Genomic DNA, 13,927 nt, shown 5'->3' on the forward strand with positions numbered 1-13,927 from the left:
CCTGCCAAAAGCGATGAAGTTTTTGCATGTCTTAGTTGGTGCTTATTTATATTAATCCCATTTCACTTTAAAGTCAATGCTTTTTCTCCATTTCTTATATTTATATATTACCGGTGATTAGCATCTTCAGTTTATCAACAATTTCAAGACAGCACTTATATAATAGAAAGACGAAAATGACCTGATAATTATCTTTATATCCTTTTGATGCTCTTAATAATAGTGAAGTTCTGGAACATAACCAAGTTGACTTCATAATTTTCATTATGCTATTATATAACCAAGTAAAATAATCGGAATAGTTAATTTTATTAAAACCTTCTATTAACAAAACTTAGCTAAATCAAAGGAGATGGGAATATGACAGCAGCAATGGTAATACCAGGTGCGGAATCTTTTTTCTTACCCGGCAATTCTATCGGCATCCTTATTTGCCATGGTTTTAACGGAACGCCACAAAGCGTAAGGTATTTAGGTGAAAAATTTGCCGCCAAAGGCTTTACTGTCTTCGCTCCTCGACTGGCAGGCCACGGAACGGATGAATATGAAATGGAAACAAGTCATTATCAGGAATGGATACAAGATGTTGAAATGGCTTATGCAAAATTAAAGCGAACCTGCACCCATGTTTTCGCCATCGGACAATCAATGGGAGGCGCCCTTGTTCTCGATTTAGCGACAAAATTGGCTTGTGATGGAATTCTTACTATCAACGCCGCTCTCCAAGTTCCTGAATATGAAAGATATCGTAACCAATCGGTTCCACGCTTTATTCCCGAAGGCAAGCCTGACATAAAAGACGATATACCTAAAGAAATCACATATGACCAAGTTCCGTCAAAAGCGATTAATCAATTGCTTGATATAATGGAACATACCAGCCAAAAACTAATAGACGTTTCGTGCCCGATTCTTATCTTCCATTCACCAGAAGACCACGTTGTACCAGACTCGTGTTCCTATCAGATTTACGATACTGTCATGTCCGGTGATAAAGAGATGGTGCGCCTTGAAAATTCATATCATGTGGCGTCGTTGGATCATGACAAAGATCATATCATTGAACATTCCTATCAGTTCATTCAAAGGTTAAGTAAAAGGGAAATAATCGCTTCTTAAAACTCCTTTCTCCATAAATCAGGTTTACCCATACACTTCATGGGTAAATACAGTATATAAAGAAAAAGGAGGTAACATAATGAGCGGTTTATCAGACAAAGTAAAGAGTGCTGTAAATAAAGTTAAAGGTGAAACGAAAGACCAAGTCGGAAACGCGAAAAATGATCCTCACTTACAAGCAGAAGGTAAAGCCGATAAATTAAAAGGCAATCTCCAAGATGGCATTAGTAAATTGAAAAATGACCGTTAATTGCAAATAGCCGAATACAGGATTCACTCTCTTAACGAACATTCTCATTTCATATAAAAGTGACCCCCCCTTTTATAGAGAAGAGGCGGCAGATGATCTGCCGCCTCTTCCTTCTTCAATTCGCTTGAATAACCACAACACACATATCATCAGGCTGATCTTGCTGCATTTCAGGTGACATCAAAAAATCGATAGGGGGAGATTCTTTACAATCAAACCATCTTGTCGAGACCGCTTCTTTTATTTGGTCGAGCCCTTCCGTCCCTTCTCGATCTATTGCTTCCATGACTCCATCCGTAAATAGCATAAGCTGAATCTTCTCTTCATAATGAATGACGGATTTCTCTATTTTCATCTCGGTGAAGAAACCAACAGGACATGTCCCTTTTGAAAGGGAGACCACTTTTCCATCGTCCATTAAAGCAAATCCAGGAGGATGTCCGGCATTTACATATTCCACTGTCTTTTGCTCTGTATCAATGATCATATAAATAGCGGTAAAATAATAATGCACTGGATTATCATCTTTATTAAGGGTACTCATCCAGCGATTCATTTCATTTATTACTGACACTGGGTCCGAATGGGTCCTGATGGCATCCCTCAATACGGAGGATATGAACATACACACAAGTGAGGCGGATATGCCATGCCCCATCATATCCAACAGGATGATCCCATACCGATTTTCATCAATGCGGTGCCAATAGTACATATCCCCTGCTAATTTATTCGCAGGTAAGTATGATGCCCTTATAGTTAAGTGGTCATTTATAATGGGTTCACTTAATAAGCTGCTTTGAACCTGCATGGAAAGATCCAATTCATTGCGGATTTTTTCATCCTGCATTTTATGCCAATCTTTTTCATATTTAAGTCTTAACCCCACGCGAATCCTCGCAAGTAAATCTATTTTATTGATGGGCTTCATTATATAATCAATTCCGCCAACATCAAGTGCCTCGGCCACCTTGTTTGAATCTTCAAGGGCGGTCACAAAAATGACGGGGATATCTCTAAGGTGAGGAATACTTTGAAGTCTCCTGCACGCCTCTATCCCATCGATCTCCGGCATCATGATATCAAGCAGAATGATATCAACTGAAGTCTCTTTAGGTTGCGGACTATCCACCTGTAAATATTCAAACATCTCAACAGCTGAAGTTAATGATAGAAAATCCGTATAGCCAGCTCGTTTTAGAATTTTCTCTATAACGAAAAGGTTAACCTGGTTATCATCTACGATTAAAATCGTCATTCTTTCATTCCCCTTTTGGCTTATATCGAGCGGCAACATTTATCTTTTTTATATGGAACAGTACTTATATAAAGCTCCCTTAACAGGGATTTTTCCATTATATTATAACGAAGTTCAGTCTCTTTTAATAATAATAAACTGCAGTCGAGATTCTGCATGGAGACCAACTCATTATATATACCCCTTTTTCCGATGCCTTAAACATAGTAAAGCAAAAAAATGAAAAATAATTTAATCAAAAAAGAAAGAGTCCGCATAAATGCGAACTCTTTCTTTTTTACAGTTTCCGATAAATCCGTTCCTTTGAATCAAAGTCCTCATAATCCTCCGAAAAGGATGATGTACGAAGAGTTTCCTTGCTGCCGACTGCAAGGAAGCCATCTTTACAAAGACTGTCATAAAACAACTGATTAACATAGGTCTGTAATTCACCGGTAAAATAAATCATCACATTCCGGCACATGATGATATGGAACTCATTGAACGAACCATCAGTAACTAAATTATGCTGGAAAAACACAATGTTTTTAAGGAGACCCGAATCAAGATAAGCATTTTGATAATCGGTTGTATAATACTCCGAAAATTCCTGGTTACCTCCAGCTTGCAGATAGTTTTTCGTATAAGACTGCATTCTATTTAAAGGTAATATCCCTTTTTCCGCATGACGGAGGACTTCATCATTCATATCAGTGGCATAAATTCTCGCCTTATCATAAAGTCCCTCCTCCTTGAGGATGATCGCCATGGAAAAGGCTTCTTCACCGGTTGAACATCCCGCATGCCAAATTCTGATTTCAGGAAGTTTTTTCAGGAGCGGTACAATATTTAAACGAAAGGCTTTAAAGAAATCCGGATCGCGAAACATTTCAGTGACATTTATTGAAAAATCTCTCAATAGCTTCTCGACATACCCTTTTTCATATAAAACCATTTCAATCATTCCGCTGATCCTGCGAACATGGTCCAGCCTCATTCTATTTTCAACTCTTCTTTTTATTGAAGAACGCATATATTTACGAAAGTCATAGCCAGAAACGGAATAAATGGCCTCTAGCAATAATTCGATTTCTAAATCTTCTCTTTCTTCAATCGTTAAAGTATCCTTCATGAAAATCCTTCCTCACCCATACTATCAATCAATTAGTCAGCCATACTCTTAGGACTGATAGCAGCTGATCCAATTTTAATGGTTTGCTGACATAATCGGAAGCGCCGGCCTTCAGGCATTTTTCCCTATCGCCTTTCATCGCTTTTGCAGTTAACGCGATGATTGGAAGATCCTCGAATTTACTTTGCTCGCGAATTCTGGTCATCGTTTCGTAACCGTCCATACCCGGCATCATGATATCCATCAATATAACATCTATATTGTTACCTTTTTCAAGGAGTTCCAAACATTCAAAGCCGTTTTCAGCTGTAAGGATTTCCATCCCCTCATGCTTCAGCGCATTTTTCAGGGCAAATATATTGCGGTGATCATCATCGACGACCAGTACTGTTTTATTGCAGAATGGTTTGGCCTTATCCTGATCTTCTTCATACATCATACCTGCATCCGGTTCTCCCTGATCGCCAAAAGGCGCGGCAGAATCATCGTGGTTAGCTGCTGCCACTTCCGGAGAAGCAGCTATTGCTTCGTCGACATTTTTGAAGCCCTCTGGCATGCTTGGAATAAAGAAAGTAAAGGTACTGCCTTGCCCTTCTTCACTATCTACAATGACCCAGCCTCCCAGAAGTTTGGCAAACTCCCGGCAAATCGATAGCCCAAGTCCTGTACCGCCATATTTTCTCATTGTAGCTCCGTCACCTTGCTGGAATGCTTCAAAGATAAGCTTTTGCTTCTCTTTTGATATTCCGATGCCAGTATCCGTCACCTTAATTTCAACCCAATTGCTCGCTCCTTTTGTCTGTATCCATTGTGCTACATTTTCTTCATCAGCTTTTTTGATTTGGACAGACACAGAACCTTTTTCCGTGAATTTAAATGCATTGGATAGCAGGTTTTTCAAAATTTGCTGGAAGCGCTGTTCATCCGTAAAGAAAATATCCGGAACGTTTTTACTTTTTTCGATTATAAAGTCAATGTTCTTTTTCTTCGCTACATGATCGAAGTTACGGTGCAATAACTCAGGAAGCTCACTCAGATTCATTTCATCAAAGACCACTTCAAGCTTTCCGACTTCAACTTTTGATAAATCCAAAATGTCATTGATCAACGTTAATAAGTCTTGACCTGATGAATTAATGACACGAGCGAACTCCTGTTGCTCTTCATTTAATTTACTATCATTAGGATCTGAAAGCATTTCCGATAAAATCAGGATACTATTGAGCGGTGTCCGCAATTCATGGGACATATTTGCCATGAATTCCGATTTATATTTTGAACTTAACTTCAATTCTTCCGCTTGTTTTTCAAGATTCAGTTTAGCGACTTGAAGCTCTTTCGATTTTTCTTCCGTTTCACGATTTCTCTCTTCCAATTGTTCATTGATCATTCGCAACTCTTCAGCCTGTGTTTGCAGTTCCTCTGATTGGGCTTGCATCTCCTCTGACTGTGATTGCAATTCTTCCGATTGAGCCTGTAACTCTTCAGTCTGTGCCTGTGATTCTTTCAATAAACGCTCTATTTCCATCCGGCCCTCAACATTATTGATCGTTATGCCCAGAGTATCAAGTACCTGGTTCAGGAACGTTTTTTGCAGCTTCGTAAAGGCCTCCAAACTCGCCAGTTCAACCATCGCCACCACTTCATCCTCAAAAATGACTGGCGCAATGACAATGCTTTTCGGGTTGACTTCCCCCAATCCTGTCGTAACCAATTGGAAATCCTCAGGGATATCTTCGATGACTTTGGATTTCTTTTCAAGGGCGCATTGACCGATCAAACCTTCGCCAAGACGGAATTCACCCCTGCCCGAATCTTCGCCATCTCCAGCAAAGCTGGCAAGCTTCACAAAGCGCATATCCACACCCTCACCCCGTTTGACGTAAAAAGCTCCAATTGAAGCTCCCATCATCGGTGCAAGTCTTGTAATAAACCGGTCAGCTAGGACTTCCACATCAACAATGCGCTGATACATGGTAGCTATATCTGCAACACGGGTCTGAATCCAGTTCTGTTCACTGATCTTTTCAGTGAAATCTTTTTCTTTTTGGTTATAGATTTCAAGCGATTCCGCCATATCATTGAACGATTTCGCTATATCCCCAATTTCATCAGTGGTCCGAACCGGAATTCTTGGTATGACCGACAAATTTTTAAAATCGATATTTTTGATGACCTTCGTAATCGATTGCAGATCTTTTGATGTGCTCCGAATCATCCAAACAACCGTTACGGAAATGACCAAAATGCTGAGAATAACCGCAAAAATTACAAAACCGATCATATCTTCATAGGTTTGTTTCGAATTACTTAAGGTATCTTTCATGACACCTTCTTGGTAATCCTTAAATTCATCCATCGTACTGATGACTTTCGTTCGTTTTTCCCTTTGGTCATCCATCAGGCTTGAAAGATTATCAGAAGAGTTTCCCGATTTTATCTTTTGGATGATTTCAGCCTCCGTTATGGAGTAAGAAGCATATTGGGTCTCGAACTCCTTCAATAGCTGCTTCGCTTTCGCCTTATTTAACGAACCTGATAACCCGGCAATTTTTGATTCAATCAAACTATGATTTTCATTGATGATTTCGAGGCTCTCTGCTCTTTCTTCTTTATTTGCATCATTAGCTGCAAACAAAATCTCACGGTCCGATCTAGAAAAAAGCTGACGGATTTCCATCGAAGCTTGAACCTTCTCATAGCGATTCTCAACTATTTCAGTCATGCTGCTCTTTAAATTGTTTAGCGTAAACATCATGAATGAAAGTAAAATAGCCAAGAAAAGCAAGATCAAACCAAATCCCAACATTTGCTTTTTCTTAAAACCCATTTTCCCGCCCACCTTCAATACTTATTTATACCAGCCCGAAATAGCGGCATTGCAAAATACTAGAACTCACCTTATATTCTTTGAAATGATATATAGATAGTTTCATTGCTCAAAATCAATTTTAACATTTTCCAAGCTAGAATGGTTACCTACACTATCATTTTACATGAATTCCTTTTCCAATTAAGTAACAGTCTGCCTTACCATTGTCATATATGGTTCGTACATAATAAAAGCCGAAAGTTTTCACTTTCGGCTTTTGGTGTGATCCTGTTTATTTAATCTTCTTCACTTCAACATATAAAACATGGTGGCCGTCCATTTCCTTTACAGTAAATTCATATCCGGCGTATTCAATTCTATCTCCGACAGCAATTTCAAATCTGCCTGTCAGGAACCATCCACCCAATGTATCGATATCTTCCTCCGGCAAATCGATCGCAAGGGTATCATTGACATCTTCAACCAATGTTTTAGCATCGAATACATAATGCCCTTCATCAATTTTTTGAATGAGCGGACGTTCATCCTGATCAAATTCATCACGGATTTCCCCGACGATTTCTTCAAGGATGTCTTCAACCGTTACAAGACCAGCTGTTCCGCCATATTCATCGGTCAAAACTGCCATATGGATCCTTTCCTTCTGCATTTTTAGCAGCAGATCATGAATGGCGATCGTTTCAAGAACACGGATGATGGGTGTTACAAAGGAATCCACCGTTAAAGCCGTTACATTATCTTCTGTAATCGTCGCTGTATAAAGGCGTTTGATATTGACCATTCCCACGACATTATCTTTATCACCGTCTATGACCGGATACCTTGTGTACTGTTCTTCCTGAATCAGTTCAACAACTTCCAATAATGGCATGCCTTTTTCGATAACGGTCATTTCCGTACGGGGAACCATGATTTCATTGGCAATGCGCTCATCAAATTCAAATATCTGATTGACATATTTGTATTCCGATTGGTTGATCTCACCGCTTTTATAGCTTTCCGATAAAATGATGCGCAGCTCTTCTTCGGAATGGGCCATTTCGGACTCGGAAGCAGGCTTTAATCCGAACATGCCCGTCAGGAGACGTGCAGAACCATTCAGTACCCAAATGAATGGATACAAAATGCGGTAAAAGAGAATTAATGGCTTTGCAAATAGCAAGGTCACCTCTTCTGCCTTTTGAATCGCAACTGTTTTCGGTGCGAGTTCGCCGACTACAACATGAAGGAATGTCACGGAACCGAACGCGATCAGGAACGAGATGATGTGACTTACAGATTCCTCTAATCCCCATTTAGTGAACAATGGTTTTAAGATTGCCTCGACCGTCGGTTCACCCAACACCCCTAAACCTAGGGCTGTTACTGTAATCCCCAATTGACAGGCAGATAAGTACTCATCGATATGCGATGTCACTTTCTTGGCTGCGAGGGCATTTCTATGCCCTTCTTCAATTAATTGATTGATCCGGGAACTTCTGACTTTCACGATTGCAAATTCCGATGCAACGAAAAATGCGGTTAATGCTATTAATGCAGCTACTGCCAATAATTTTATAAAAATCTCCAATATGTGCGGGTTCTCCATATAGTTCCAATCCTACTGTTCTTCGGATTAGACATATATGGCTTAATCCCAAGCACCTCCTGTATAAATGGTTATTTTCGTTTAATAAGCATTTTTGCCTTATAACATGAACCAAAACCATTTAGCCTATATCGTTACTATGCACCTTTGTGCATAAAACTATAGAGATAAATTTTAATCATACGAGCAACACTAGTAATGATTGGATCAAGGCCATGCTTTCACGGGATATCTGTTTTTTTAGAAGAAGCTCACTTTTTCCGTCCTTTTCAATCAAGCTGATGAATTCCTGAAGTTCTTCGTTCAGGCCATCCATTTTATTCTTGAGCTGAAGACCTTTTGCCTCAATTGCTGATGCGGCTTCCTTATCCTTTTTAAGTATTTCTTTAATATCTTCCAATGAAAGGTTTTCTCTTTTGTATCCTTCGATACGGCGGAGCCTTTCAAGTTCACCGACTGAATAATAACGGTAATTAGAGGCGGAACGTTCTGCTTTAAGCAAGCCAAGATTCGTATAATAATCTACGGTTCGTTTCGTAACATTCGCCATTTCCGCCAACTCGCCAATTTTTAAAGTCTCGTTCCCAACATAGCCCCTCCTAACCGTCACGTTATGGTTTAGACAAATCTTCATGACGTTTTATTCTATTCTATAATCGTACATTATTTTAATTGAAATGAAAAATATTTGTTATGCTCTTTACCCCTTATTGGAAAAATAAAAACCGATTAATTGAATAATCGGTTCATTTTTTGAGAGTGTATAAAATATGAACGCTGATTGGAACGTAAGGCACTCGTTTTCCGCGGTCGGTCCGGGAGCCTCGAACAACCGCTCCAATCAACTTTGTTTAAAAATTAAGATGGAACCCTTTTTATCTACAAACTCAAACCGATTAATGGTTTAGTTTATGATCTATTCCAGTGGTGTTTATTTTTTTGTTTTATCTGAGAGTTGATTGCTCAGTATCTTAGGACCGCACTGGCATAGGGAAGAATGCTTTAGCTTTTTTATTGGTGTTCCACATGTTTCACAAACTTTTGCTACCATTTATACTGTCCTCCTAACTTTTGTTTCATGATAAATATATTATACTACTTTTATAATGATAATCAATACTAAATTAAAATAATTATAAATAAGATCACCTTTTGTTTTATTAACCTTTCTCTTCACAAGTGATTAAAATAAGGATAAAATATAATAAAACACATAAGGAAGGTTGGTATTATATGACGAGTGAAATTCGTTCCATTCCCCGTCCCTTAGTACGTACGAATCAATGGGTCATTTTGTTAAGCGTAGCTACCGCCTTATTGACGGGACAAATATGGATATTAGCCATTCCTTTAACAGCGGGGCTTTTGGGTCTTCTCTTTAATTTCAATCCAGTGATGCGTCTGGCAAAGCTCTATCTTAAAAAGAAACCGTCCGATTATATTCCTGAAGATCATTCACAGCAACAATTCAACCAGGCAATAGCAGTCGTTTGCTTAGGACTTGGATTCACTTCCTTTTTGCTTGGTTGGAATGTTACCGGTTATATATTTACCTTGATGGTCGGAGTGGCTTCACTCATAGCCATTCTTGGATTCTGCATCGGCTGCTTCATCCTTTATCAATGGAAGCAATATTCCTATCGCCGATCACTACGCTAATAGCACACATAAATGGGACTGACATTCGTCAGTCCCATTTTATTATTCGGTTGCACGTAAGGAATTACTCTGTTTGACCCAAATGGCGGCCAATGCAATCAGCAATAATAATACAGCTTGCGGCACCAGCGTTTCCATTGTTGGATAAAGACCTATCGTTTCTGCAAATGGGAAGGAGCTGATCGTATTTGTCTGTATCACTTGAGAAACCTGAAGTGAGTGGATGGAGACTCCAAGAATCTTGAAAGCCAAGGCATATATGAGTATCGTTGCCACTTTAAAGAATAGGGACATCGGTAATTTCACACTGTACCGCAGCATGATGAAACCAATTACCACTAAAATGAGGAAGGCAAGGAAAATCCCGCTCAGCAGCTGCTTTAATTCCATATAAGGAGCCATTCCAGCATAAAAGATAATCGTCTCGGCACCTTCACGGAAGATGGATAGAAAACTGATTAAAGCGAAAGAGATGATGCTCCCCGTCGCAATGGCTTGGTTCATTTGCTTGCTGATATATCGGTTCCATGCATGGACGTTCGATTTACTATGAAGCCAAAGACCAATTGTCAACATCATCAATACGGCTATTATCCCAGTGATTCCCTCAATATATTCCCGGCTTGAAGCAGCCGTGATCTGAGAGAAAACGATATTGATTATGACCGCCAATATGGAACTGGCAACTAACCCCGCACCAACTCCTGTCCAAATCCATTTTTGTTTGTCCGCTTGCCCGATTTTCTTTAGGAAAGACAGCAATGTAGCTACAATCAAGAGTGCTTCCAATCCTTCCCGTAAAAGGATCAGAGCTGCATCCCATGTTGTATAACCCGTATCCTCAATTAAAGGGAGTAACCTTGTGTTTAAATCGGTTACGATTCCCTTTGCTTCATCCGCCTTTACATTTTTCGATTGCAATAGGCTGATTGCGGTCGGGACCTTCGTTTCCATATCGCTGTAAAGTTTGCTGTCCCTTGTGGAAACCTCCCCTTCTACATTAGGCCAAATTGTTAAGATTTCATTTAGCTTATCAACGGCAGAATCGATTTCATCCTTTTCAATATCCGTTGCACTTCCTTGTAAAAGTTGTGTTACATCCCCAAGTGAATAGGTGTTTTTCTGGCTTCCTACTTCAACTTTACCAGCAAGGAAATCCTCGATTAAACCCTTCAATTCAGTTAGATTTTTTTGGGCTTTTTCCGGATCAGGTGGATCTTGGGTAATCGCTATCCGCACAAAGGCCATTTTCGTTTCGAACTCACCATATGTAGCAACACTTTTCTCCCTGACAATGACCTCTGCATCGGTCCATTGATTCAAGAGATTGGTGTATTGAACTTTAGCTTGATCAAAGTCACCTTCAGTTATCAAAGCCTCCAACTTATCTATTAATGGAAGTATCGCTTGTAACCGTTCTTTATAGTCAGTCTTGTCAACAGGGTTTTCGTTTGTATCATAAATAACAAGCGTACTTGATAATGCCGATAATCGCTTTTTGATTTCATCTGTGGAGGCTCGGTCGCTCACAGCACGTTTTACTGCGGATAGCTTCTCGTCGACTTTCCTCGCACTTTCGCTGTCCGTTTTTATCGTTTTCCAATCTTGCTCGAATCGCTCGATATTTTTCGATACTTCCTCAAGGTCGCCTGATTTCACCTTCATTAAACTATCGCCAATATAAACAAAGAGCTGATCATGGTTTTCACCCGCCGAAACCATCTTAATATCAGTCGAAAGAAATAAAAGACTGACGACTAAAACAAATATTCCACTCTTCCATCTAGAAACGGTCATAGTGGTCCCTCCTTATTCATGAACTAAAATCGCCAACTGGATAATATCCATGCTGGCGATTTTCACAGCCTCATTTGAAATGATATTTATCCAAAAAGGGAATCCCCGATATAGCCACCCTTTTTCACACCTGGTAAACAAGCGAACATGGCACTGCCCCTGTGAACGATATATTCGTTGAGCTTATCATTCTTTGCCAGTCGCTCTTGTATCGGTATGAATTGTTTACTTGGGTTTCGCTGAAAACAAATGAATAGCAAGCCTGCATTGAAGCTCCCTGTTTTGGGATCCATTCCATCTGCATATGAATATGGACGCCGCAATATCTTTGCTTTTCCGTCCCCTCTGGAGAGACTTACATGTGAATCTTCTGGAATGATCCGGTTTCCATTTGGGTCTTTAGCTTCGAGATCCACGGTATCGAACTCATTTTTCATTCCTAGTGGAGCTCCACTGTCGCGATGACGGCCAAACGTATTTTCTTGTTCTTTCAAAATAGTCCGGTCCCAAACTTCAATGTACATCTGGATTCGCCGCACCACCATATAACTGCCTCCAACAAGCCAGTCAGGACCGTCCTCGCCCTTCACCCAAACATGCTCATTCATTTCATTATTATCATTCGTATCCGGATTGACGGTCCCATCCTTAAACCCGAAAAGGTTACGTGGTGTCGTTTTTTGTGAATCGGCTTGCTTAGTCCGTTGAAAACCTGTTTGTGCCCAATGAATGATCGCTTTCCCTCTGCCGATCCTCACTAAGTTCCGGACGGCATGGAAAGCCACTTGAAGATCATCTGCACATGCTTGAATACAAATATCCCCACCGCTCCATTCTTCTTCTAAAGCATCTAAAGGAAATTGGGGCAGGTCCTTTAATTCAGCAGGTCTTTTTGATTTCAAACCAAATCGATCCTTGCCATCCTTCGAAAACAGGGTCGGACCCACTCCAAAAGTGATCGTTAAATTGGAAGGTGATAATTCTTTCGCTTCCCCCGTATCCTTTGGGGGCATATTCGTATTAAGTGATGTATCACCAATCAAATTCCCCGCTGTCATCTGAGCCGCAGCCTCTGTCCAATCCTTGAATAACTGGATTAAGTCCGATCTTTTATCCGTGGTTACTTCCAATGACGCGAAGTAAAGGTTATCTTGCGCTTCAGTGGTGATACCAGCTTGATGCGCTCCATAGAAAGGTACAATATCCTTAGTTTGTCCCTTCGCCTTTTGTCCAGAAAGTGACAGCAGCCCGCCAAATCCGGATGCTCCTATCACGACTCCGATTCCACCCACTCCTGCCGTTTTCAGCATGTTACGACGACTCACCTTTTTTGTAAAAAGTCCGGTTTCATCTTTCGGCGTATGTTCTTTCAATTAAGATTCCTCCGTTACAATCCCTATTTGCGAAAGTGGTTCAGCCAATGCATCAATTGCTTGACTTAACTCTTTGACTTCAGATTCCTTTAAATCCGTATATGAGATGTATCCATCCCCTTCTTTATGCTTTTCAAGCAAGTCGTATACATCGTCAAAACGTTGTTGAATTTCCGCAGCAAGCTTCGCATCCTTTTCTTTCAGCGCTGGAGTAAGCAGTTCATAGATCTTCTCTGCACCTTCAACATTAGCCACGAAATCATATAAATCGGTATGGGAGTATCGGTCCTCTTCTCCTGTCACTTTACTTGTTGAAACTTCATTCAATAAATCCACCGCACCCGTGATCAACAAATCCGGTGTTACCTCAACCGTTTCAACTTTGGCACGAAGCAAATTGACATCACTCATTAATTGATCTGCAAACTTTTCGTATCCTTTCGTTGTATTTTCTTGCCATAACCCCATTTCAATCCTATGGTAACCGCCCCATTCTTCATCTTTGACATCCCCTTTACGCGCATCTATTTTGGGATCAAGATCGCCAAAAACTTCAGCGATGGGTTCCGCTCTTTCATAATGCATCCGTGCTGGTGCGTATAATTCCTTCGCCTTTTCAATATCACCGGCAGATACGGCCGTGGTGAATTCTTCCGTTGCGTTTACGAACTCTTCTATTTCACCAATGGCATATTCCCGGTACTCGCTAGATACACCATCAAGCTTACTCGCACTCACTTCTTTGGCATTATCATCTGCCTGTTCAGTTCCTTCCTTTTCCTGCGCACAGCCAAATAATAGACTGGTTGATAATAAGACTGCTAATGACGCCTTTGCTTTCTTCATATTGTATTCTCCCTTTGAAATGATTTGTAGATTCATATTAGCAGATAATGAAATTCATTATCAATATATATTTTTATGGAAACAGACATTGTT

General features: G+C 40.2%; 11 protein-coding genes. 3 read left to right on the forward strand and 8 right to left on the reverse strand.

Annotated features, from left to right (window positions below; genetic code table 11):
• The first annotated feature begins 360 nt into the window (after positions 1 to 360).
• Together AC2YHV_RS24645 and AC2YHV_RS24650 are read left to right on the forward strand one after the other, a co-directional pair.
• Complete coding sequence (locus AC2YHV_RS24645; RefSeq protein WP_057276318.1) at positions 361 to 1,119, forward strand: alpha/beta hydrolase; 759 nt, start codon at positions 361 to 363, stop codon at positions 1,117 to 1,119.
• 79 nt (positions 1,120 to 1,198) lie between these two features.
• Entirely contained in the window at positions 1,199 to 1,369 is a 171-nt protein-coding gene (locus tag AC2YHV_RS24650; protein WP_065310846.1) for a CsbD family protein, read from the forward strand.
• A gap of 115 nt (positions 1,370 to 1,484) precedes the next feature.
• On the opposite strand, the gene AC2YHV_RS24655 is transcribed toward AC2YHV_RS24650, so the two are convergent.
• From AC2YHV_RS24655 to AC2YHV_RS24675, 5 genes are all read right to left on the reverse strand, one after another.
• Positions 1,485 to 2,627 carry a PP2C family protein-serine/threonine phosphatase gene (locus tag AC2YHV_RS24655; protein WP_096340796.1) on the reverse strand — a complete coding sequence of 381 codons (1,143 nt, stop codon included), beginning with the start codon at positions 2,625 to 2,627 and terminating at the stop codon, positions 1,485 to 1,487.
• Between the two features lie 277 nt (positions 2,628 to 2,904).
• Positions 2,905 to 3,738 (reverse strand): CheR family methyltransferase, encoded by an 834-nt coding sequence (locus AC2YHV_RS24660; RefSeq protein WP_413003561.1) that lies wholly within the window; start codon positions 3,736 to 3,738, stop codon positions 2,905 to 2,907.
• A gap of 28 nt (positions 3,739 to 3,766) precedes the next feature.
• Entirely contained in the window at positions 3,767 to 6,568 is a 2,802-nt protein-coding gene (locus tag AC2YHV_RS24665) for a response regulator (protein ID WP_487374375.1), read from the reverse strand.
• A 274-nt stretch (positions 6,569 to 6,842) separates the two neighbouring features.
• Complete coding sequence (locus AC2YHV_RS24670; protein ID WP_095679787.1) at positions 6,843 to 8,141, reverse strand: hemolysin family protein; 1,299 nt, start codon at positions 8,139 to 8,141, stop codon at positions 6,843 to 6,845.
• Positions 8,142 to 8,337: 196 nt separating this feature from the next.
• Positions 8,338 to 8,793 carry a MerR family transcriptional regulator gene (locus tag AC2YHV_RS24675; RefSeq protein WP_223256011.1) on the reverse strand — a complete coding sequence of 152 codons (456 nt, stop codon included), beginning with the start codon at positions 8,791 to 8,793 and terminating at the stop codon, positions 8,338 to 8,340.
• 599 nt (positions 8,794 to 9,392) lie between these two features.
• Between AC2YHV_RS24675 and AC2YHV_RS24680 the strand changes: the two genes are divergently transcribed.
• Complete coding sequence (locus tag AC2YHV_RS24680) at positions 9,393 to 9,818, forward strand: DUF4395 domain-containing protein (protein ID WP_487374376.1); 426 nt, start codon at positions 9,393 to 9,395, stop codon at positions 9,816 to 9,818.
• Between the two features lie 42 nt (positions 9,819 to 9,860).
• Here the strand turns inward: AC2YHV_RS24680 and AC2YHV_RS24685 are convergent, their stop codons facing one another.
• From AC2YHV_RS24685 to efeO, 3 genes are all read right to left on the reverse strand, one after another.
• Entirely contained in the window at positions 9,861 to 11,615 is a 1,755-nt protein-coding gene (locus AC2YHV_RS24685; RefSeq protein WP_487374377.1) for an FTR1 family protein, read from the reverse strand.
• 86 nt (positions 11,616 to 11,701) lie between these two features.
• The gene (efeB, locus tag AC2YHV_RS24690) at positions 11,702 to 12,988 is read right to left on the reverse strand and encodes an iron uptake transporter deferrochelatase/peroxidase subunit (protein WP_487374378.1); all 1,287 of its coding nucleotides are present in this window, start codon (positions 12,986 to 12,988) and stop codon (positions 11,702 to 11,704) included.
• Complete coding sequence (gene efeO / locus AC2YHV_RS24695; RefSeq protein ID WP_283929794.1) at positions 12,989 to 13,834, reverse strand: iron uptake system protein EfeO; 846 nt, start codon at positions 13,832 to 13,834, stop codon at positions 12,989 to 12,991.
• Positions 13,835 to 13,927: the final 93 nt, after the last annotated feature.

Source organism: Peribacillus sp. SRI_006, assembly GCF_057586375.1.